At 74.4% G+C, this 19,769-nt stretch carries 22 protein-coding genes; 8 read left to right on the top strand and 14 right to left on the bottom strand.

All coding sequences use genetic code 11. From position 1 onward, the window contains the following. Positions 1-4: 4 nt before the first annotated feature. Positions 5-904, bottom strand: a complete 900-nt coding sequence (dapA, locus tag J3A75_RS13885; protein ID WP_012318871.1) for a 4-hydroxy-tetrahydrodipicolinate synthase — start codon at positions 902-904, stop codon at positions 5-7. Between the two features lie 200 nt (positions 905-1,104). On the opposite strand from dapA, the gene J3A75_RS13880 reads away from it, so the two are divergent. Beyond that, a complete protein-coding gene (locus tag J3A75_RS13880) occupies positions 1,105-3,471 on the top strand; it encodes a lytic transglycosylase domain-containing protein (RefSeq protein WP_012318870.1) in 2,367 nt (788 codons plus the stop codon). Positions 3,472-3,768: 297 nt separating this feature from the next. Continuing rightward, positions 3,769-4,755, top strand: a complete 987-nt coding sequence (locus J3A75_RS13875) for a catalase family peroxidase (RefSeq protein ID WP_059409883.1) — start codon at positions 3,769-3,771, stop codon at positions 4,753-4,755. Between the two features lie 98 nt (positions 4,756-4,853). Here J3A75_RS13875 and J3A75_RS13870 read toward each other — a convergent pair whose 3' ends face one another. Then, a complete protein-coding gene (locus J3A75_RS13870) occupies positions 4,854-5,108 on the bottom strand; it encodes a hypothetical protein (protein WP_063109954.1) in 255 nt (84 codons plus the stop codon). Positions 5,109-5,193: 85 nt separating this feature from the next. Continuing rightward, positions 5,194-5,772 (bottom strand): thermonuclease family protein, encoded by a 579-nt coding sequence (locus J3A75_RS13865; protein WP_043073619.1) that lies wholly within the window; start codon positions 5,770-5,772, stop codon positions 5,194-5,196. A 112-nt stretch (positions 5,773-5,884) separates the two neighbouring features. Between J3A75_RS13865 and J3A75_RS13860 the strand changes: the two genes are divergently transcribed. Genes J3A75_RS13860 through J3A75_RS13850 form a run of 3 tightly spaced genes read left to right on the top strand, consistent with a single transcriptional unit; the run spans position 5,885 to position 8,235 of the window. Then, entirely contained in the window at positions 5,885-6,214 is a 330-nt protein-coding gene (locus J3A75_RS13860) for a PepSY domain-containing protein (protein ID WP_070999358.1), read from the top strand. 12 nt (positions 6,215-6,226) lie between these two features. Further along, complete coding sequence (locus J3A75_RS13855) at positions 6,227-6,895, top strand: response regulator transcription factor (RefSeq protein WP_024830306.1); 669 nt, start codon at positions 6,227-6,229, stop codon at positions 6,893-6,895. Continuing rightward, on the top strand, positions 6,892-8,235 hold the full coding sequence (locus tag J3A75_RS13850) for a sensor histidine kinase (protein ID WP_070999356.1): 1,344 nt from the start codon (positions 6,892-6,894) through the stop codon (positions 8,233-8,235). Before J3A75_RS13855 ends, J3A75_RS13850 begins: the two co-directional genes overlap by 4 nt. 194 nt (positions 8,236-8,429) lie before the next feature. Here the strand turns inward: J3A75_RS13850 and cysC are convergent, their stop codons facing one another. The 7 genes from cysC to J3A75_RS13815 all read right to left on the bottom strand — a co-directional run bounded on the left by cysC (position 8,430) and on the right by J3A75_RS13815 (position 13,888). Next, the gene (cysC, locus tag J3A75_RS13845; RefSeq protein WP_024830308.1) at positions 8,430-9,098 is read right to left on the bottom strand and encodes an adenylyl-sulfate kinase; all 669 of its coding nucleotides are present in this window, start codon (positions 9,096-9,098) and stop codon (positions 8,430-8,432) included. A gap of 83 nt (positions 9,099-9,181) precedes the next feature. After that, positions 9,182-10,303 carry a hypothetical protein gene (locus J3A75_RS13840; RefSeq protein ID WP_070999352.1) on the bottom strand — a complete coding sequence of 374 codons (1,122 nt, stop codon included), beginning with the start codon at positions 10,301-10,303 and terminating at the stop codon, positions 9,182-9,184. A 548-nt stretch (positions 10,304-10,851) separates the two neighbouring features. Further along, on the bottom strand, positions 10,852-11,556 hold the full coding sequence (metW, locus tag J3A75_RS13835; RefSeq protein ID WP_058606767.1) for a methionine biosynthesis protein MetW: 705 nt from the start codon (positions 11,554-11,556) through the stop codon (positions 10,852-10,854). 29 nt (positions 11,557-11,585) lie between these two features. Beyond that, on the bottom strand, positions 11,586-12,791 hold the full coding sequence (locus J3A75_RS13830) for a homoserine O-acetyltransferase (RefSeq protein ID WP_020095220.1): 1,206 nt from the start codon (positions 12,789-12,791) through the stop codon (positions 11,586-11,588). A 171-nt stretch (positions 12,792-12,962) separates the two neighbouring features. Continuing rightward, the gene (locus J3A75_RS13825) at positions 12,963-13,142 is read right to left on the bottom strand and encodes a hypothetical protein (protein ID WP_012318859.1); all 180 of its coding nucleotides are present in this window, start codon (positions 13,140-13,142) and stop codon (positions 12,963-12,965) included. 96 nt (positions 13,143-13,238) lie between these two features. Then, positions 13,239-13,406: a hypothetical protein gene (locus tag J3A75_RS13820; protein ID WP_020095222.1), complete on the bottom strand. Its 168-nt coding sequence runs from the start codon at positions 13,404-13,406 to the stop codon at positions 13,239-13,241. A 185-nt stretch (positions 13,407-13,591) separates the two neighbouring features. Then, positions 13,592-13,888 (bottom strand): hypothetical protein, encoded by a 297-nt coding sequence (locus tag J3A75_RS13815; RefSeq protein ID WP_024830311.1) that lies wholly within the window; start codon positions 13,886-13,888, stop codon positions 13,592-13,594. Between the two features lie 192 nt (positions 13,889-14,080). On the opposite strand from J3A75_RS13815, the gene J3A75_RS13810 reads away from it, so the two are divergent. Both J3A75_RS13810 and J3A75_RS13805 read left to right on the top strand, forming a co-directional pair. Further along, positions 14,081-15,196 (top strand): pyridoxal phosphate-dependent aminotransferase, encoded by a 1,116-nt coding sequence (locus J3A75_RS13810; protein ID WP_029359391.1) that lies wholly within the window; start codon positions 14,081-14,083, stop codon positions 15,194-15,196. Beyond that, positions 15,189-16,130, top strand: a complete 942-nt coding sequence (locus tag J3A75_RS13805) for a prephenate/arogenate dehydrogenase family protein (RefSeq protein WP_209650289.1) — start codon at positions 15,189-15,191, stop codon at positions 16,128-16,130. Before J3A75_RS13810 ends, J3A75_RS13805 begins: the two co-directional genes overlap by 8 nt. 13 nt (positions 16,131-16,143) lie before the next feature. Here the strand turns inward: J3A75_RS13805 and msrA are convergent, their stop codons facing one another. Then, on the bottom strand, positions 16,144-16,884 hold the full coding sequence (msrA, locus tag J3A75_RS13800) for a peptide-methionine (S)-S-oxide reductase MsrA (protein WP_012318854.1): 741 nt from the start codon (positions 16,882-16,884) through the stop codon (positions 16,144-16,146). Positions 16,885-17,045: 161 nt separating this feature from the next. Here msrA and trpB point away from each other — a divergent pair, with 161 nt between their 5' ends. Beyond that, the gene (trpB, locus tag J3A75_RS13795) at positions 17,046-18,287 is read left to right on the top strand and encodes a tryptophan synthase subunit beta (protein WP_012318853.1); all 1,242 of its coding nucleotides are present in this window, start codon (positions 17,046-17,048) and stop codon (positions 18,285-18,287) included. 63 nt (positions 18,288-18,350) lie between these two features. Here trpB and J3A75_RS13790 read toward each other — a convergent pair whose 3' ends face one another. The 3 genes from J3A75_RS13790 to J3A75_RS36520 form a co-directional block, all read right to left on the bottom strand. Continuing rightward, the gene (locus tag J3A75_RS13790; protein WP_012318852.1) at positions 18,351-18,746 is read right to left on the bottom strand and encodes a type II toxin-antitoxin system VapC family toxin; all 396 of its coding nucleotides are present in this window, start codon (positions 18,744-18,746) and stop codon (positions 18,351-18,353) included. Between the two features lie 11 nt (positions 18,747-18,757). Then, complete coding sequence (locus tag J3A75_RS13785; RefSeq protein ID WP_012318851.1) at positions 18,758-19,000, bottom strand: type II toxin-antitoxin system VapB family antitoxin; 243 nt, start codon at positions 18,998-19,000, stop codon at positions 18,758-18,760. Between the two features lie 126 nt (positions 19,001-19,126). After that, positions 19,127-19,750: a helix-hairpin-helix domain-containing protein gene (locus J3A75_RS36520; protein WP_012318850.1), complete on the bottom strand. Its 624-nt coding sequence runs from the start codon at positions 19,748-19,750 to the stop codon at positions 19,127-19,129. Positions 19,751-19,769: the final 19 nt, after the last annotated feature.

Genomic DNA, 19,769 nt, shown 5'->3' with positions numbered 1-19,769 from the left:
TCCCTCAGTCGACCAGCAGGCCGGCGTGGCGCAGGGCGTCGTCGACGATGCGCTTGGTGGGCTCGGTCACCGGCACGAGCGGCAGGCGCAGCTCGTCGGTCATGTGGCCGAGCCGCGACAGCGCGTACTTCACCGGCGCCGGGTTGGCCTCGGCGAACAGGCCCGTCTGCAGCGGGAACAGCCTGTCCTGGAGGGTCAGCGCCTTGGCGTAGTCGCCCGCGAGCGTCGCCTCCTGGAGGTCGGCGCAGAGGCGCGGGGCGACGTTCGCCACCACCGAGATGCAGCCGTGGCCGCCGTGGGCGTTGTAGCCGAGCGCCGTCGCATCTTCGCCCGAAAGCTGGATGAAGCTGTCGCCCATGGCCTGACGCTGCTGGCTGACGCGGTCGATCTTGGCGGTCGCGTCCTTCACGCCGGCGATGTTCTTCAGCTCGAAGAGCCGGGCCATCGTCTCGACGCTCATGTCGATGACGGAGCGCGGCGGGATGTTGTAGATGATGATCGGAATGCCGACCGCATCGTTGACGGCCTTGAAGTGGGCGTAGAGGCCCGCCTGCGTCGGCTTGTTGTAGTACGGCGTCACCACGAGGACGGCGTCGGCGCCCGCGCGCTCGGCGTGCTGCGCCCGCTCGACCGCCTCGGCCGTCGAGTTGGAGCCCGCGCCTGCCACGACCGGCACGCGCCCGCCCGCCTCGTCGATGCAGGCCTCTACCACCCGGTCGTGCTCGGAATGGGTGAGGGTCGGGCTCTCGCCGGTGGTGCCGGTGGGCACGAGGCCGTGGCTGCCCTGCTCGATCTGCCAGCGCACGAACTTTCGGAACGCGGCCTCGTCGAAGGCCCCGTCGCGGAAGGGCGTCACAAGCGCGGTGAGCGAGCCCCGCAGGCGGCTCCCGGTCATCTCGGTCATCTCAGGCGTCCCAAAGGGTCCCAGCTGGGATTTCGGCGGTCTCGGCGCCGCGCGTGGTCCGCATCGTGCGGGCACGGACCGGCAGACATAGGCGGTCGCGTCACGGCGCGCAAACAGATCGTGGCGACGGTTAACGCGATCTTAATGGTCACAGCCCGATCCTCGACCTTTCCCGCTCCGGTGATCAGTAGGGGGGAATCGTGATCCGACCCGCGGCCTCGTCTCCGGCCTCGAAGCGCACGTCCCTCACCGCCGCCGCGCTCGTCGCCACCGTCGGCGTCGCGCTGGCCGGTCAGGTCGGCACGGACGCGCCGACCGCGGCGGCCCTGGCGGCGCCCGCGTCGCAGCCGAGCTCGCAGCCCGCCTCGCAGCCGACCCCGCCGGCGAGCGACGCCGCCCTCTCGACCGCCCAGGTCCGGGGCGCCCAGGCCGCGAAGGCCGCCGACCCGGTCGCGGCCGACGCCCTGAAGCTCGACCCGGTCCACGCCTCCGGCGGCGACGACAAGGGCGAGGAGCCCGCCCGGACGCTGCCCGCCGCGGCCTCGGCCTACGCCTCCGCCGACCCCGACGCCCCGGTGGCCTTCCCGCTGCCCGACGCCGCCGTCACCCCGGCGGCCCCGGTGCCCGAGGTGCCGGACCCGGCGCGGCCCAAGATCTCCGGCGACACCGACCCGACGCTGCTGCGCGGCGCCATCGACCTCTACCGCAAGGGCCGGGTCGCCGACGGCGACCGGATGCGCGACGGCTTCACCGACCCGGCCGCGCGGGCGCTGCTCGAATGGGTGGCGATCCGCGCGGGCGCCGGGATCGGCTTCAACCGCACCGTCGCGTTCGTCCGGGCCAACCCGGACTGGCCGGCGGGCCCGCTGCTGCGCCGCCGGGCCGAGGAGGCGCTGCTCTCCGAGCGGAAATCCCCCGCGGTCGTCCGGGCCTACTTCGCCACGGCGAAGCCGTCGAGCGCGCCGGGCAAGTTCGCCCTGGCGCTGGCCCTGCGCGCCGACGGCTGCGAGGCCGACGCCGCCGAGATGGTCCGCGACCTCTGGCGCACCGAGAGCTTCGGCCGCAGCCTCGAGGCCAAGGTGCTCGACGCCTTCCCGGACGCGCTGACCCGTGTCGACCACCGCTACCGGATGGAGCGGGCGCTCCTGAAGGACGACTGGGAGAGCGCCGGCCGGGCGGCCGGCTACGCGGGCGGCGGCTACGCCAGCCTCGTGCGCGCCCGCCGGGCCGTGGAGGACAAGTCCTCCGGCGCCGCGGCCGCGCTCGCCGCCGTGCCGCCGTCGCTGCGCGGGGACGCCTCCTACATCTTCTCCCGGGCGCAGTATCTCCGCCGGGCCGACAAGCCCGAGGCCGCCGCCGCCGTGCTCGCCACGGCGCCGAGCAACCCGGACGTGCTGGTCGACGGCGACGAGTGGTGGATCGAGCGCCGGATCGTGGCGCGCAAGCTCCTCGACCTCGGCGATGCCAAGACCGCCTACGCGGTGGCGAGCCAGCCGGCGGCGCGCTCGCCCGAGAAGCGCATCGAGGCCGAGTTCCACGCCGGCTGGATCGCGCTCCGCTTCGCCGGCGATCCCGCCGCCGCCGCGCAGCATTTCGCGCAGGTGGCGGCGATCGCCGAGAGCCCGATCTCGGTGGCGCGGGCCGCCTACTGGCAGGGACGGGCGGCCGAGGCGCTCGGCCAGTCGGAGGAGGCGAAGCGCTTCTACGAGCGCGCCGCCCTGCAGCCGATCGCCTATTACGGCCAGGTGGCCCGGGCCCGGCTCGGCCAGACCAGCCTGCCCCTGCGGGCGCCGGCCGACCTCGAGGGCGCGGAGCGCCAGGCCTTCGACGGGCGGCTCTCCATCCGCGCCCTGCGCCTGCTCGGCGAGGCCGGGATCAAGGAGCTGGCCCTCCCGCTCTACATCGACGCCGCCCGGGACCTCTCGGACCCGCGCGAGCTCCAGGCGCTCGGCGACCTCGCCACCGACATGAAGGACGCCCGCGCCCTGGTGGCGATCGGCAAGCTCGCGGTCCAGCGCGGCCTGCCGCTCGACGCCCACGCCTACCCGACGATCGGCATTCCCAGCTACGAGACCTTCACGGCGGTGCCGCAGGTCGAGCGGGCCATGGTCTACGCCATCGCCCGCCAGGAGAGCCAGTTCGACCCGCGGGCGCAGTCGGGCGTCGGCGCCCGGGGGCTGATGCAGATGATGCCGGCCACCGCCCAGCGCACCGCCCGCCGGGTCTCGACGGCGTTCGACGTCGACCGGCTGACCAGCGACCCCGCCTACTGCGCCAAGCTCGGCCAGGCCCATCTCGGCGAGCTGATGGAGGATTGGCGCGGCTCCTACGTGCTCGCCTTCGCGTCCTACAACGCGGGCGGCGGCAACGTGAAGAAGTGGATCGACGCCTACGGCGACCCGCGCAAGGGCGACGTCGACGTGATCGACTGGGTGGAGCGCATCCCGTTCACGGAGACGCGCAACTACGTGCAGCGGGTCATGGAGAACCTGCAGGTCTACCGCTCGCGGCTCGACAGCCGCAGCGCCCTGCTGATCGAGGGCGACCTCCACCGCGGCGCGCGGTAGGTCCTGGGCACGAGGCGCCGGCCCCTCGCGCGCGCGGCAGAGGTGGCGCGCGCGGCAGCGGCGGCGCGACAGAGGGCGCGCGGGGAGCCTCGCGGCGCGCGGCGGGAGTCGGCACCCGCTCGACGGACGAGCCCCTCCCGTCCGCGCCGCGGCCGCGCGAGGCCGACACCCGATTTTCCCACACCCCGCTCCGCAGCGGCATAGCTTTTGGTTGTGCCCTCGTTGCCTGGCTCCCTAGAAGATGGGCCGGTCCGCATTGATCGGCTCCCGTGAGCCCGCGCTGCCGAGAGGTTCCCCATGCCGCGTTCGAGATCGGGTTTCGCCCTCCTGCTGAGCACCGCGCTCACGGTCGCCGCCCCGGCCCTGGCCCAGGAGGCCTCCACCGCCGAGCAGACGATCGACGTGATGAACACGCTGTTCGGGAAGCATCCCGGGGCGCGGGCCAACCACGCCAAGGGCGTCGTCGCCGAGGGCAGCTTCACCCCGTCGCCCGAGGCGGCGAAGATCAGCAAGGCGTCCCTGTTCCGGGGGCCGGCGGTGCCGGTGACGGTCCGGTTCTCGGACGCCACCGGCGTCCCGACCATCCCGGACGGCGCCGCCGACGCCAACCCGCACGGCCTCGCGCTCAAGTTCAAGCTGAGCGACGGCTCCGAGATGGACGTCGTCACCAACGCGCTGAAGTACTTCCCCGTCGCCACGGGCGAGGAGTTCCGCGACCTCCTCAAGGCCGCCGCCGAGAGCGGCCCGAACGCCGCCCATCCGACCGCGCTGGAGCGCTTCGCCGCCGCCCACCCGGCCGCCGCCACCGCGGGCGGAACCGCCAAGACCCCGTCGAGCCTCGCCCGGCAGACCTACAACGGCGTCAACGCCTTCATCCTGGTGGACGCCGCCGGCAAGCGGCAGCCGTTCCGGTTCCGCTTCGTGCCGGTGGAGGGCGAGGAGATCCTCGCCCCCGATGAGGCGGCCAAGCGCGACCCGAACTTCCTGATGGCCGAGATCGGCCCGCGGGTCGCCAAGACTCCGGCGAAGTTCCGGATGCTGGCCCAGCTCGCCGAGCCGGGCGACCCGACCAACGACGCCACCAAGCCCTGGCCGGACGACCGCAAGACTGTCGATCTCGGCACCGTGACGGTGAGCAAGGTCGTGCCCGACAGCGCCGAGGCCGAGAAGGCGCTGCTGTTCATGCCCAACAACCTGACCGACGGGATCGAGGTCTCGGACGACCCGCTGATCGACGCCCGCGTCCAGGCCTACGCGGTCTCGTTCAGCCGCCGCTCGCAGTAGCGCGGTCCGGCCGGACGGGATTTCCGGCTCGCGTCCTCACCCTGAGGCACCCGCCTCAGGATGAGGTCCAGGGTGGGCGGTCGCCCGGACCGGGCGGATCAGCGGCCCGTCCCGGCCATCGGGGCTGACGGCGCCGTCGCGCCGCCCGGCTGCCCCTTGCCCTCGGCCGAGCCCGTGCGGGCGCCGTCCCGGGTGGAGCCGGTGCCGCTGAGGCCGCCGGCGCCCATGCTGGTCGTGGGCGCGCCGGCATCCTTGCGTCCCTCCGCCTTGCCCGGCCCCCCGGCGGCGTGCGCGGTCCCGGCCGCGCCGGCAAGGAGGGCGGCGAGCAGCGTCGTACGGGTCAGGATCCTCATGGGGCCTCCGCGGTTCCACCTGCGCCCGGGCGGGCTTGCCGGTCCAACCGGGCGCGCCCGGGAGCGTTCCCGCGCCGGCGGGGCGTCACCCGTTGGCGCGCAGGCTCGCGGCGGCGCGGCGGCCCCGCCGCTCGGCGGGATCCTGGAACACCCCCGACCACAGGCCGATGCGGCGTCCCCAGGCCCGGTCCGCCGCGGGCGCGTAGTCCGGCGCGACGTCCCGATCGGGCAGGGCGAGGCCCTGCGCCACCATCCAGGCCCCGAGATCCGCGTCGCCGACCCGGCAGAGCGCCGTGCTCGCGTCACCGCGCGGCTCGCAGGCGACGGCGGCCCCACCGATCCGGTCGGCCAGCGCCCGGGCGGCGTCCCGGCCGCACGGGTAGGGCCGGTCCCGGGCATCCGCGCAGGTCGCGTCCGCCTCCGGCGCGGCGATCCCGAACAGGCTGACCTGACGCGCGCCGACGCGCAGCGTGCCGGCGTCGATCACCTGGGCGGGGCCGCGCAGGATCTCGCCGGCCCGGGCGGGGGCATGCCAGGGCAGGCCGCCGATCAGGAGCGCGGCGAGGAGCGGCAGGCGCGAGCGGCCGCCCCTGTCGTCCGGGCAGAGGAGGGTGCCGGCGAGGCCGGCCGCGCAGGCGAGGAGGATACCGACGAAGAGCGACATGGTCTCAGGTCTCCGAAAGGGCTATGGCCGCCCTTGTGCCGAAGCCCCGCCCCGCGACCCTGACGCCGCCTGTCAGCGTCCCGTCAGGCGGCGCCGACTAGCCTGCACCCGCATGAGCCCGTTCCCGCCCCGCCGCGCCCTCGTTCTCGCCCTCGGCCTCGGCCTCGGCCTGCTGGCCGCCCTCGCGGGCGGGCCCGTGCACGCCTCCGAGGACGCCGACCGGGCCCGCCGGGCCCTGGAGAGCGGCGCGATCCGCCCCCTCGACGCGGTGCTGGCGGCCGCCCGGGCGGCGGTGCCGGGAGACGTCGTGTCGGTCGACCTCAAGCACGACGACGGGCGCTGGCTGTACAAGCTGCGCATCCTCGGGGCCGACGGGAAGCGCCGGACCGTGAAGGTCGATGCCGGCACGCTCAAGATCCTGGACGAGGACGACGATGATTGAGGGGGCCGACCCGTGCGCGTCCTGATCGTCGAGGACGAGCCGCGCATCGCCGCCGACATCCGGCAGGGGCTGGAGAGGGCCGGCTACGTCGCCGACGTGGTGGCGGACGGCGAGGCGGCGTGGTTCCGCGCCGAGACCGAGACGTACGACGCCATGGTGCTGGATCTCGGCCTGCCGCGCCTCGACGGTCTCGGCGTGCTGCGCCGCCTGCGCGCCGCCGAGGTCGCCCTGCCGGTCCTGATCCTCACCGCCCGCGACGGCTGGCGCGAGCGCGTCGAGGGCATCGACGCCGGCGCCGACGACTACCTCGCCAAGCCGTTCCGCATGGAGGAGCTGGTGGCGCGGCTCCGGGCGATCCTGCGGCGCACCGCCGGGCACGCCGCGCCGGTGCTACGCGCCGGCGCGGTGGAGCTCGACACCCGCACCCGCGCGGTCAGCGTCGACGGACGGCCCGCGGAGCTGACCGCCCTGGAGTACCGGCTGCTGGCCTTCCTGCTGCACCGGCCGGGGCAGGTCGTGCCGGCGGGCGAGCTGCTCGACCACCTCCACGGGGTCGGGACCGAGCGCGAGGCCAACGCCCTGGAGGCGCTCGTGACCCGCCTGCGCCGCAAGCTCGGGCCGGGGGTGATCGAGACCCGGCGCGGCCAGGGCTACCGGATCGCCGGACCGGGCGGGTCGTGAGGCGCGACTCCCTCCGCCTGCGTCTCGGCCTCGCGGCGGCCGCGCTGATCGCGCTGGCGCTGGTTCTCGCCGGGATCGGCCTCACGGTGATCCTCGACCGGGTGCTCGACGCCCGCACCGTCGCGGAGCTGGACCGGACCGCCAAGCTCATCGCCGGCCGGGTCGGCCTCGCGCCGGACGGGGCGCCGACGCTCTCGCGGGACCTGCCGGACCCGCGCTTCGCCACGCCCTACGGCGGCCTGTACTGGCAGGTCGAGGCGGGGTCGCACCTGCTGCGCTCGCGCTCCCTGTGGGACAAGAGCCTCGACCTGGGCCAAGCCGGGGCGGCCGCGCAGGCCCCCGCCACCCTCGACACGACCGGGCCCGACGGCGGCCGGCTCATCGCGGTGGTGCGGCCGCTGCAGATCGGCGCGCCGGGCGCCGAGACCGCGCTGCGGGTCGCGGTGGCGGAGGACCGGCGCGGCCTCGCGGCGAGCCGGACCACGTTCCTGCGCCTGCTCGTCCCGGCCCTGGTCGCCCTGTTCGTCGTCCTGACGCTGGCGATGGGCCTGTTCGTGCACCGGGCGCTCGGCCCGTTCCGGGTGCTGCAGGCCGAACTCCTGGCGGTCCATGCCGGGCGGCGGGCGCGGCTGCCGGAGCATTTCCCCGACGAGGTCCGGCCGCTGGTCACCGACCTCAACCGGCTGCTCGACGCGCAGGAGCGGGCCCTGGTCCGCGCCCGCGCCGCCGCCGCCGACATGGCCCACGGCCTCAAGACGCCGCTGGCGGTGCTGGACGCCCTGGCGCGCCGGACCGGGCCGGCCGACCCGGCGCTGGCGGCCGAGATCGCCGAGCAGGCGCGGGCCATGGGCGGGCAGGTCGAGCGGGCGCTGGCCCGGGCGCGGATCGCCGCCGCGGGCGACCTGCGGCGGCGCTCCTGCCGGGTCGCCCCGGTGGCGGAGCGCCTCGTCGCGACCCTGCGGCGGCTGCCGGAGGGCGACTCCCTGGAATGGACAGTGGCGGTGCCCGAGACCCTCGCCTATCCGGGCGAGGAGGGCGAGCTGATGGAGGTGCTGGGCAACCTCCTCGACAACGCCCGCAAGTGGGCGCACCGGCGGGTCCGCGTCACCGGGACGGACGCCGGCCGCCCGGGCCTCGCCGTCGAGGATGACGGCCCCGGCATGAGCGCCGCGGCCATCGCGGGGATCGGGCGCGGCCAGCGCTGGGACGAGAGCCGGCCGGGCACCGGCTTCGGCATCGCCATCGCCCGCGACGTCGCCGAGGCCGCGGGCGCCCAGCTCGATTTCGGCCGCTCGGAGCTGGGGGGCCTGCGGGCGGACCTGCGCTGGCCGGGCGGGTAGGGCCACGGGCGCCGCTGGCGGGCGCGACCTGCCCCCTCTCCCGTGCGGGAGAGGGCTGGGGTGAGGGACCGGATGCTTCAGGACGGAGCACGCCGTCGACGCGCATGAACGGTGCGCCTATTCCGGACAGACCTGATCCTTCACCCTGTCCCTCTCCCGAACGGGAGAGGGGACCCGCGTCCAGTCCCGGATCGTCAGCGCGGCCGCGACCCGTCCGCAGCTCCCGCGGCCGCCCGGCTCAGCCGCATCAGCCGCGCGCTCAGGGCGCGGGCGCAAGGCCCGGTGCCGCGGCCCTCGGTGGCGATCGTCAGATCGGGCCGCTCCGGCGCCTCGTAGGGCGCCGAGATGCCGGTGAAGCCCGGGATGCGGCCGGCGCGGGCCAGACGGTAGAGGCCCTTCGGGTCCCGGGCCTCGCACAGGCCCAGCGGCGTGTCGACGAACACCTCCAGGAACGGGATGTCGCCGGCGATCCGGCGGGCGAGCGCCCGGTCGGCCCGGTAGGGCGAGATCAGCGAGACGATCACCACCGTCCCCGCCTCGGCCATCAGCCGGGCCACCTCGGCGGTGCGCCGGACGTTCTCGGCGCGGTCCTCCGGCGAGAAGGCGAGGTCGGCGTTCAGCCCGTGGCGCAGGTTGTCGCCATCGAGGACCGCGCTGTGCCGGCCGCCCGCGACCAGGGTCCGGTCGGCCTCCGCCGCGAGCGTCGACTTGCCGGCACCCGACAGGCCGGTCAGCCACGCGATCACCGGCACCTGGCCGAGGCGCGCCCAGCGCGCCTCGCGGGCCTGGAGGGGGTGCCAGGTCACGGGACCCGGAGGGAGACCCGTCGAGACCGTCTGCGGGATCGTCCGCGGGACGCACATATCCACCGCCTGGGGCTCCACCACCTGGGGCAGCGTCCGCGAAGGCGGCCGCCGGTTCTCGGACATCGACACGGGCGCGGCCCCTAGGGCACGCGCCAGACCGGGTAGCCGAGGGCCTCGCCGAGGCGCTCCCGGCACTCCTCCAGGACGTGGGCCGTCCGCCGCCGCCACGCGGGCGGGGACCGGAAGGCGGCCCGCGCCGCCGCCGCCCGCACCAGCGCCTCGACCGCGGCCTCCGTCTCCGGCGCGACCGGCCCGGCGGCGAGCTCGTTCGGCGGCGCGGCGGGCGCGGGCGCGATGACCGCGTCCCAGCTCTGCCCCCAGCAGGCGGCGGCGAAGCGCGCGTTCCCGGCCGCGTAGCGCGCCGCGACGCGGGCCAGCCCCTCCGGCGCGTCGCCGCGGAACCGCTCCGCGTCGAGCCCCCGCGCCCAGGCCCAGTCGTCGAGGATATGGCCGAGCAGGCGGCGATGCCCGGTCACCTGCCGATGCACGCCGAGCCGGTACAGGCGGCGCGACGCCTCGACCGCGACCGGCCCGGAACTCCGGTTCGTGCGGTAGGCGAGGTCGGCCGGGCCGAGGAGCGGCGCGAGGCGCTCGCCCAGGCCCAGCCCGTCGACCAGCCGCGCCAGCAGCGGCGCGTCGGACCGTCGGTCGCGGTAGGGCAGGGCGGTGACGCGCCCCGCGGCGGCGCGGCGCCAGGGCTCGAGCCGTTCCGCGTAGTCGTAGCGCCGGGACCCGCCCTCGGAGCGCAGGAAGCCGCGGAACGTGCGGCCCTCGGCGACGACCTGGGCCCGCAGGGCGTAGGCCGAGGCCAGCTGCTCGGCCTGCGGCTTGACCACCAGCGCCGCCTCCAGGGCGAAGCCCCGGCGCGCGAAGAGATCTGCCAGAATCTCGGGCACGCGCCAGAGCGGGCGCTGGACGGAGAAGTCCTCGTAGGAGAGCAGGACCGTGTCGGCCGGCGTGGCGGCGAGGATCGCGTCGAGGCGCGCGAGGGCCTCGCGGCGCTCCGCGGCGCCGCGGCGCCGGTCCAGCGCCTGGCCGAGCCGGTAGTGATTGACGTCGTCGCTCCCGGGCGCGCCCGGCGGGGCGAGGTTCGGGTAGCAGATCCCGGCCGAGGCGAGGCGGGGGCGCAGGCGGGCCAGCACCTCCTGGAAGGCGGTGGAGCCGGTTCGCGGCATCCCGATGTGAACGATCGCGCGGCGCACGTGTCCTGTCGACCCTGCTGGAATTCGCGGTTGCGGCAAGTCTTCCGCGCAGCCGGACACAGTCCACGACCCCTCGTGGACGCGCACGTCTCGGGAAAACGCCGAACGAATCCGTAATCACGGTCCGATCACGGGAACGCGATCGGAAATAGCCAAGCTCCGTTTCTGGTCTATTTCAGGCTGCTGTCGGCAGCGCCGGGCCGGGGCGCGGCGGGTGCCGGGGAGAGACAGCGCCGTGCGGCGACCCTCGAGCGCCGGACACCAGCGGCGCGATGCTGGGGCCGCTTCCGATCGTGTTGCAACGGTTGGGAAGGACGAAGACCCCGGTCGAGACATCCGCGCCATGCCCCCTCTCCCGCACGGGAGAGGGTTGGGGTGAGGGACAAGACGCTTCGAGGTCGAGCGAGCCATCACGGCGCGACGGGGGTGTGCCTCGTCCGGACAGAGCTGATCCCTCACCCTGTCCCTCTCCCGCACGGGAGAGGGGCCCCGCGCCTCGTCCGGCACGGGCTCGACGCGCCACCGCCTCGCCTTGATCGGGAGCGGCGCTAGGGCCCGGGATCCTCGCGCCGGAGCAGGAACACGCCCTGCGCGCCGAACAGGTTCCAGACCCACCAGGGCATGGAGAACCGCATCGGCCGGCCGCGGGCGTCCAGCGCCGTGGCGTGCTCGATCCGGGCGCCGATCAGGCGGCACAGGCCGACGAAGTCGCGGATCGTGCAGTGGTGGATGTTGGGCGTCTCCCACCACGCGTCCGGCATGATCTCGGTGACCGGCATCCGGCCGCGGAAGGCCAGCTCGGAGCGCACGCGCCAGTGCCCGAAATTCGGGAACGAGATGATCACCTGCCGGCCGATGCGCAGCAGGTGCTCCAGCACCACCCGGGGATTGCGGGTCGCCTGGATGGTCTGGGACAGGACCACCACGTCGAAGGCGCCGTCCGGGTAATTGGCGAGGTCGGTGTCGGCGTCGCCCTGGATCACCGACAGGCCCCGGGCGAGGCAGGCGTTCACGCCCTCCCGGGACAGCTCGATCCCGCGCCCGTCGATGCCGCGGCGGTCGCGCAGCAGCGCCAGCAGCGAGCCGTCGCCGCAGCCGATGTCGAGGACCCGGGCGCCGGCCGGGACGAGGCCGAGCACGACGAGGTGGTCGACGCGGGCGCCGCCGCCCTCGGCCGCGTGGGGGAGGGCGTCCGCGCTCTCCCAGGGGGCGCCGTGCCGGATCCTGCCCAGGGGCAGCTTGCCGAAGGTCATCTTGCCGGACCCGCCGCTCGCCATCCGCGTCACAGCCCGCGCGCCCGGGCGGCGGCGTCGATGAAGCCGCGGGCCGCGGAGAACATCGCCGGCTCGTCGAGCAGGAACGCGTCGTGGCCCTTGTCGCTCTCGACCTCCACGAAGGCCACCGGCGCCGCGGCGGCGTTCAGCGCGTGGACGATCGCCCGCGAATCGCGGGTCGGGAACAGCCAGTCCGAGGTGAACGAGATCACGCAGAAGCGGGTCTTGGTGCCCCGGAAGGCGTTGGCGAGCACGCCGCCGTGGTCCTCGGCGAGGTCGAAATAATCCATCGCCCGGGTCAGGTAGAGGTAGGCGTTGGCGTCGAACCGCTCGACGAAGCTCAGGCCCTGGTGGCGCAGGTAGCTCTCGATCTGGAAATCGGCGTTGAACGAGAAGGTCGGCGCCGTGCCGCCCTGGAAGCGCCGGCCGAACTTCCGGTGGAGCGCCGGCTCGGACAGGTAGGTGATGTGCGCGCCCATCCGGGCGACGCCGAGCCCCTTGGCGGGGCGCGTGCCCGCCTCGAGGTAGCGCCCGTCAGCCCAGGCGGGGTCGGCCATGATCGCCTGGCGGCCGACCTCGTGGAAGGCGATGTTCTGCGCCGAGTGGCGGGCGCCGGTGGCGATCGGCATCGCGGCGAAGACGCGCTCGGGATAGAGCGCCGCCCATTGCAGCACCTGCATCCCGCCCATCGAGCCGCCGATGCACAGGAACAGGTCCCGGATGCCGAGATGCTCCAGCAGCATCGCCTGGGCCCGGACCATGTCGCGGATCGTCACCAGCGGGAAGTTCAGCCCGTAGGGCCGCCCCGTCGCCGGGTCGATCGAGGCCGGGCCGGTGGAGCCCATGCACGAGCCGATGACGTTCGAGCAGACGACGAAGTAGCGGTCCGTGTCGATCGGCTTGCCGGGGCCGACCAGCGTCTCCCACCAGCCGGGCTTGCCGGTCACCGGATGGGTGTGGGCGAAGTACTGGTCGCCGGTGAGGGCGTGGCAGATGAGGACCGCGTTCGAGCGCGCGGCGTTGAGGGTGCCGGCGGTCTGGTAGGCGATCTGGAACGGCGCGAGCTCGACGCCCGCGTCGGTGAGCAGCGGCGTGTCGGCGGCGAAGCGCGCCACCGGGCTCCTCGGGTCGAGCGCCTGCGAGCGCTCGGACGCGCGCCGCGCCGGCTCGTCGATCGGGTCCGGCCTCAGGGCCGTGTCCGTTTGGGTGTCCATGGCGGGTCTTGACGACCGTGTATCGGTTCGGATCCGAACCGGGAGAGCACGGAATCGCCTGACGCGCCGCACTCGCCCGACGCGGCCAGCCCCGCCGAGGTAATGCGCGGGGCGCCGAGCGTCAACGCGGGCCGGCCGGCGGCCCCTGCCGGGCGAGGCCGGCGCGACCGCTCACGCGATCGGCGCGGCCATCACGGCGAGCCCCAGGGCGGGCAGGCCGAGCGCGAGGGCCGCCCGGACATCGAGCCGGTCGGCGCGGACGCCCGCCCGCCAGTGCCGGCTCGCCGCGCTCTCGATCAGGATGCCGGTGAGCACGAGACCGCAGCCGATCAGGGCCTGCATCGAAACCATGGAAACCTCGCCCAGCCAGCCGCAGATCCTGGCGCCGCACGGCCCGGCACGCACCGGGTCGACGCTGGGAAATTCCGTCCGGTGGCCGACGGTTCCTCAGCGCATGGCGGCCGCGCAGGCCGCGAAGACCAGGGCGGCGCCGGCGGCCGTGATGCAGCCGTTGGCCCAGGGCGCCGCCTCGGCACGGCGCAGGCGGCAATCCGCGGCGACCGACACGAGGATCCCGATCAGGAAGAGGCTGCAGGGGATCAGGTCACCGGGCATCGTCGATCCATCCAGGGGCATGCGGGGCGGGGCACGCCCGACGCGCCCCTGTTCTCCCGGTTCAACAGGCCGAAACGTGGCGAGTGCCCCGCGGCATTTGCGCGTCGCCGATTTGCCGCGGCGCCCCGGATGGATCGAACCGGCGGGAGCGCGTCGATCAGAGCTCGGCGATCAGAACTCGGCGATCAGAGCTTGGCCGAGGCGGGCCGCGTGTCGAAATCCTCCGGGCCCAGATCGAGGAGGTCGTTCGGGGTCTCGGTTCGGTCGTAGGCCTGGCTCGCCGCGGCCTCGATCACCGCCTGATTGCGGGCGAACAGCTCCAGGGGGGCGAGGTCGGCGCCGCCGCCGAACTGCTGGCGCAGCACCGGAACCGGGACCTCGACCGCGATCACCCGCTGGCCGTTGGTCATGGCGAAGCGGATCAGCGAGTCGTCGGCGGGGAGGATGTGGGCGCCGCCGTCCAGGTAGCGTTCGAGGGGCATGCGGGAGATCCTTCGCGTTGGGCGCCTGTCGGCGGAGCGCCGGCATACAGCCACGACTCCGTGGGGCCGGACAAGTCGCCACGGCGGGATCGGGCCGGCGCCGGAGGAGGCGGGCCCGGGTTCACCGGAAGAGGAAATGCTGTAGACGGGCGCGGAACCGATCGAACCCCGCGCATCCCGAGTCGCACTGCAATGTCCGCCCCCCGACCCGCCCGTCCGGAACCGCGTCCCGGCGTCCTGGCGATCGACACCTACGTGCCCGGCAAGAGCGGGCGGCCCGGCGGCGGCAAGGTCTACAAGCTGTCCTCCAACGAGACGCCCCTCGGCCCGAGCCCGGCGGCGCTCGCGGCGCTCCACGCGGCGACCGCCAAGCTCGAGACCTACCCGGACGGGCGCGCCACCGCCTTGCGCACCGCCATCGCCCGGCGCTACGGGCTCGATCCCGAGCGGATCGTCTGCGGCGCCGGCTCGGACGAGCTCCTGTCGCTGCTGGCCTACGCGTATTGCGGGCCGGGCGCCGAGGGCATCTACTCCGAGCACGGATTCCTGGTCTACCGGATCGCCATCCTGGCCTCGGGCGGCGAGGCGGTGGTCGCGCCCGAGCGCGACCTGACCGTCGACGTCGACGCGATCCTGGCCCGGGTCACGGACCGGACCCGGATCGTCTACGTCACGAACCCCAACAACCCGACCGGCACCTACCTGCCCTTCGACGAGATCCGCCGCCTCCACGCCGGCCTGCCGCCGCACGTGCTGCTGGTGATCGACGGCGCCTACGCCGAGTACGTCCGGGCCAACGACTACTCGGCCGGGCTCGAGCTGGCGCTCGAGGCCGAGAACGTCGTGATGACCCGCACCTTCTCGAAGATCCACGGCCTCGCCGCCGTCCGGATCGGCTGGATGGTCGCGCCGTCCCACGTGGCGGACGCGGTCAACCGGATCCGGGGGCCGTTCAACGTCTCGGGCCCGGCGATCGCCGCGGGCTCGGCGGCGATCGCCGACGAGGCGCACATGGCGGCGGCCGCCGCCCACAATTCCGAGTGGCTGCCGAAGCTCACCGCGGGCGCCCGCGCCCTCGGCCTGGAGGTCACGCCGAGCGTCGCGAACTTCCTGCTGATCCACTTCCCCGACGCGCCGGGCCGCTCGGCGGAGGACGCGGACGCGTTCCTGACCGAGCGCGGCCTCATCACCCGGCGGGTCACCGCCTACGGCCTGCCCAACGCCCTGCGGGTGACGGTGGCGGGCGCCGAGGCGAACGAAGCCTTCCTGGCGGCGCTCGGCGACTTCGTGCGGGGCCACCATGGCTGAGACATCCGAGGGCGTCCCCGCGATCGACCGCCTCGCCATCGTCGGCCTCGGGCTGATCGGCTCCTCGATCGCCCGGGCGGCGCGGCGCTACGGCCTCGCCCGCACCATCGTGGCGGTGGACCGGGACGAGGCCGTGCGCGCCCGGGTGCGCGACCTCGGCATCGCCGACGTCGTCACGGGCGACCCGGCGGAGGGGGCCGCCGGCACCGACCTCGCGATCCTGTGCGTGCCGGTGGGCGCCATCGGGGCGGCGGCGGCCGAGATGGCGCCTTACCTCAAGCCCGGCGCGATCGTGTCGGATGTCGGTTCGGTGAAGGGTGCCGTGGTGGCGGCGGTCCGGCCGCACCTGCCCGACGGCGTCGCGCTGGTCCCCGGCCACCCGATCGCCGGCACCGAGTTCTCGGGCCCGGACGCGGGCTTCGCGACCCTGTTCCAGGGCCGCTGGTGCATCCTGACCCCGCCCGAGAGCACCGACCCGGCCGCGATCGAGACCGTCCGCGCCCTGTGGGCGGGGATGGGCGCCGACGTCGAGACGATGAGCGCCGAGCACCACGACCACGTGCTCGCCATCACCAGCCACCTGCCGCACCTGATCGCCTACAACATCGTGGGCACCGCGGCCGACCTCGAATCGGCGACGCAGTCCGAGGTGATCAAGTTCTCGGCGAGCGGGTTCCGCGACTTCACCCGCATCGCGGCGTCGGACCCGACCATGTGGCGGGACATCTTCCTCAACAACCGCGACGCGGTGCTGGAGATGCTCGGCCGGTTCAACGAGGACCTGTCGGCGCTCGCCAAGGCGGTGCGCTGGGGCGACGGCGACGCGCTCCACGCGATGTTCACCCGCACCCGGGCGATCCGGCGCAGCATCGTGGCGCAGGGCCAGGAGACCGCGGCCCCGGATTTCGGCCGGCCGCGGCCGCCGGAGGAGTAGGGACCGCCGGCGCTCACGCCGGCGGGCGGTTGACCAGCACCGGCTGCGCCGCCGCCCGCTCCGGGAACAGGTGCTTCAGGGCTTCGAGCTTCGGCGCGTCGTTGGCGGCGATGTACGGGTGCCCCGGATGCAGGACCATGAAGTCCTGGTGGTACCCTTCCGCCGGGTAGAAGGCCGCCCCCGGCTCGATCCGGGTGGCGACCGGCCGCCCGTAGGTCTTCGCCCCGTCGAGCTGGGCGATGTAGGCCCGCGCCACCCGCGCCTGGTCGGCATCCTGCGGGAACAGCGCCGAGCGGTACTGGCGCCCGGCATCGGGCCCCTGGCGATCCACCTGGGTCGGGTCCAGCGCCACCGAGAAGAAGATCCGCAGGAGCTCGTCGTAGCGGATCGCGGCCGGGTCGTAGGTGACCGACACGGCCTCGGCGTGGCCGGTCCCGCCGCCGCTCACGGTGCGGTAATCGGCCTCCGCACGGGTGCCGCCGGCGTAGCCCGACACCGCGCTCGTCACCCCGCGCACGTGCTGGAACACCCCCTGCACGCCCCAGAAGCAGCCGCCCGCGAAGACGGCCACGCGCGGCCCCGGCGGCTCGGCGGAGCGGGTCGCGGCCTCCGGCAGGCGCCGGGGCGCCTCCTCGGCGAAGGCCGGCAGACGCGGGAGCAGGACGGCCCCCGCGAGGCCGAGCCCGAGGGCGGCCCCGAGGAGCGGGCGGGCGAGGGGACGGGAAAGGGGGCGTACCGTGTCGCGAAGTGCCATGCTGACCTCCTTCGGCCTCCGTGCCGGCCTCCTGGCGGAGGCTGACAGCCCGTTCGTCCCGGCACCCGTTCCGGTTACGCGCGCGGCAGGCCGCATTGCGGTGGCGGCCGCATGGGTCTAGGCACCCCGCAAATCATCGCTTCGCCCGCAGGATCCGTCCCGTGACCATCGCGCCCGAGCCCAACTCCTTCCGCACCGGCCCCGACGAGCGCGGCCGCTTCGGCATCTTCGGCGGCCGCTTCGTCGCCGAGACGCTGATGCCGCTGATCCTCGAGCTCGAGGCGGCCTACGAGACGGCCAAGAAGGATCCGGCCTTCCAGGCCGAGATGGAGAGCTACGGCACGCACTATATCGGCCGGCCGAGCCCGCTCTACTACGCCGAGCGCCTGACCGAGCACCTGCGCGCCAAGGCGCCGGCGGGGCAGGGCGCCAAGGTCTATTTCAAGCGCGAGGAGCTGAACCATACCGGCTCCCACAAGGTGAACAACGTGCTGGGCCAGATCCTGCTGGCCCGCCGCATGGGCAAGCCGCGGATCATCGCCGAGACCGGCGCCGGCCAGCACGGCGTCGCCACCGCGACGCTCTGCGCGCGCTTCGGCCTCAAGTGCGTCGTCTACATGGGCGCGGTCGACGTCGCCCGGCAGGCGCCCAACGTCTTCCGCATGAAGATGCTCGGCGCCGAGGTGGTCCCGGTGGAATCCGGCACCAAGACCCTCAAGGACGCCATGAACGAGGCGCTGCGCGACTGGGTCACCAACGTCGCCGACACGTTCTACTGCATCGGCACGGTGGCGGGCCCGCACCCGTACCCGGCGATGGTGCGCGACTTCCAGTCGGTGATCGGCCGCGAGACCCGCGAGCAGATGATCGCGCAGGAGGGCCGGATCCCGGACTCCCTCGTCGCCTGCATCGGCGGCGGCTCGAACGCCATGGGCCTGTTCCACCCGTTCCTCGACGACCGCGAGGTCGAGATCTTCGGCGTCGAGGCCGCGGGCCACGGCGTCCAGTCGGGCCTGCACGCGGCCTCGCTGACCGGCGGCAAGCCGGGCGTGCTGCACGGCAACCGCACCTACCTGCTGATGGACGGGGACGGCCAGATCGCCGACGCCCACTCGATCTCGGCCGGCCTCGACTACCCGGGCATCGGCCCCGAGCACGCGTGGCTGCACGAGATGGGCCGGGTCACCTACCTGTCGGCGACCGATTCCGAGACGCTGGAGGCGTTCAAGCTCTGCTCGATGCTGGAGGGGATCATCCCCGCCCTGGAGCCGGCCCACGCCCTGTCCAAGGTCCTGGAGCTCGCGCCCCAGCGCCCGGCCGAGCACCTCATGGTGATGAACATGTCGGGCCGCGGCGACAAGGACATCCCGCAGGTGGCCGAGATCTTCGGCACGAAGATCTGAGGACGCGCGGCGGCGGTCCTCCGCCCGCCGCGCCCCGCCTGCTCCGCACGCGCACCGTCGGCCTCAGGCGGTCTCGATGTCCGTGAGCGGGAAGTCGTTGCCCTTGTAGAGCAGCGGGACGCCGTGGGCGCGGGCACAGGCGTAGGCGAAGCAGTCGCCGAAGTTCAGGCCGGCCGGGTGCCGGCCCTTGCCGAAGCGGTCGTAGGCGTCCAGCGCACCCGCTTCGGCCTCCGGCGGGACGGCCAGGATCTCGATGCCGGCGAGGTCGAGATAGGCGTGCACCGCCTCGCGGGCGGCCGGGACCGGGAGATCGAGGTGGCGCGCCACGGCCACGCCGGTTTCCCAGACTGCCAGGGGCGACGTCACGCGGCGCAGCGCCCGCTGAAGCCGGGCCGCCAGGGCCGCCGCATCCGTTTCGTCGGTGAGGATCGCCGTGAGGGCCGACGCATCCACGAACATCGGGTCCCGCCTCAGGTGCGCTCGTACAGACCGTCGATGAACGCCGCGTCGGCGGGCTTCCGGTCCGGACCGGCGCGCTCGTGCAGGGCACGGACGAAGTCGGCCGTCCGCGCGACGAGATCGGGCCGGTTCGTCTGGCGGGCGATCTCGTTCTGAAGCGCGCGGCGCACCGCGTCGGTCTTGCTCGTGCCCAGCAGCGCCATGAGCTGGGTCGCGAGCGCGTCGACCTGCGGATCCTTGACGTAGAGCGGCATGCGCGGACCCCTGGGATATCCCGCACAGCGCTAATTTATATCCTCGGACGCCGCAAGACAGAGCGGGCCGGAGCGGGTCGCGGGGCCGCGGCCTCACCGAACGCTCACCGCACAGTCACCGCACAGTCACCGCACAGTCACCTGATCCTTGATCTTCTCGTAGACTGACCGGCTGAGCACGCGCTTCGACAGCAGCTGCTCCACCGACGTGTAGGGCCGCTTGGCGACGATCGCCCGGCCGATGGCGCCGCCGCCGCGCAGGCGGTTGAGATCCGCCACCGAGGCGGTGTTGAGATCGAGGATGGCCAGGGCCCGGGGACCGGCGCTGTCCTCCGCCCGGTCGACCTCGTCCTGACCGGCCGGCTCCTGCGCCGACGGCCCGGGCTGCGCCTCCCGCGGGGGCGGCTCGGCGGGGAAGGCCGTCGCGTCGGAGGGCATCTGCGTCGGCGCCGGGGCGCCGCCGGACGGGGCGGGGGCGGGCTGGACCGCCGCGGGCGGCGCGGGCGATGCAGCCGGCGGGGGCGGAGCCGCCGGAGCCGGCTCGACGCGCCGCACCGTCGCCGAGGGCTGGGGGGCCGCCGGTGTTTCCGGAGCGGACGCGGGCAGAGTCGCCGGTCCGGGTGCGGGGCTCGGCAGCAGGGCCTGCACCACCGCCGCGAGGATGCCGGCAATGATGAGGAGAACCGAAACTCTGAGAATTGCAGGACCGCTGAGCACGCACCACTCGACGAGGATTAAAACTATATGCATCTACAGTTAATGCTGTCCT

The organism is Methylobacterium sp. PvP105, from assembly GCF_017876975.1.
GTDB lineage: Bacteria > Pseudomonadota > Alphaproteobacteria > Rhizobiales > Beijerinckiaceae > Methylobacterium > Methylobacterium radiotolerans.
Note: the sequence above shows the minus strand (reverse complement) of the source record. Positions and strands in the feature narration are given on the sequence as shown.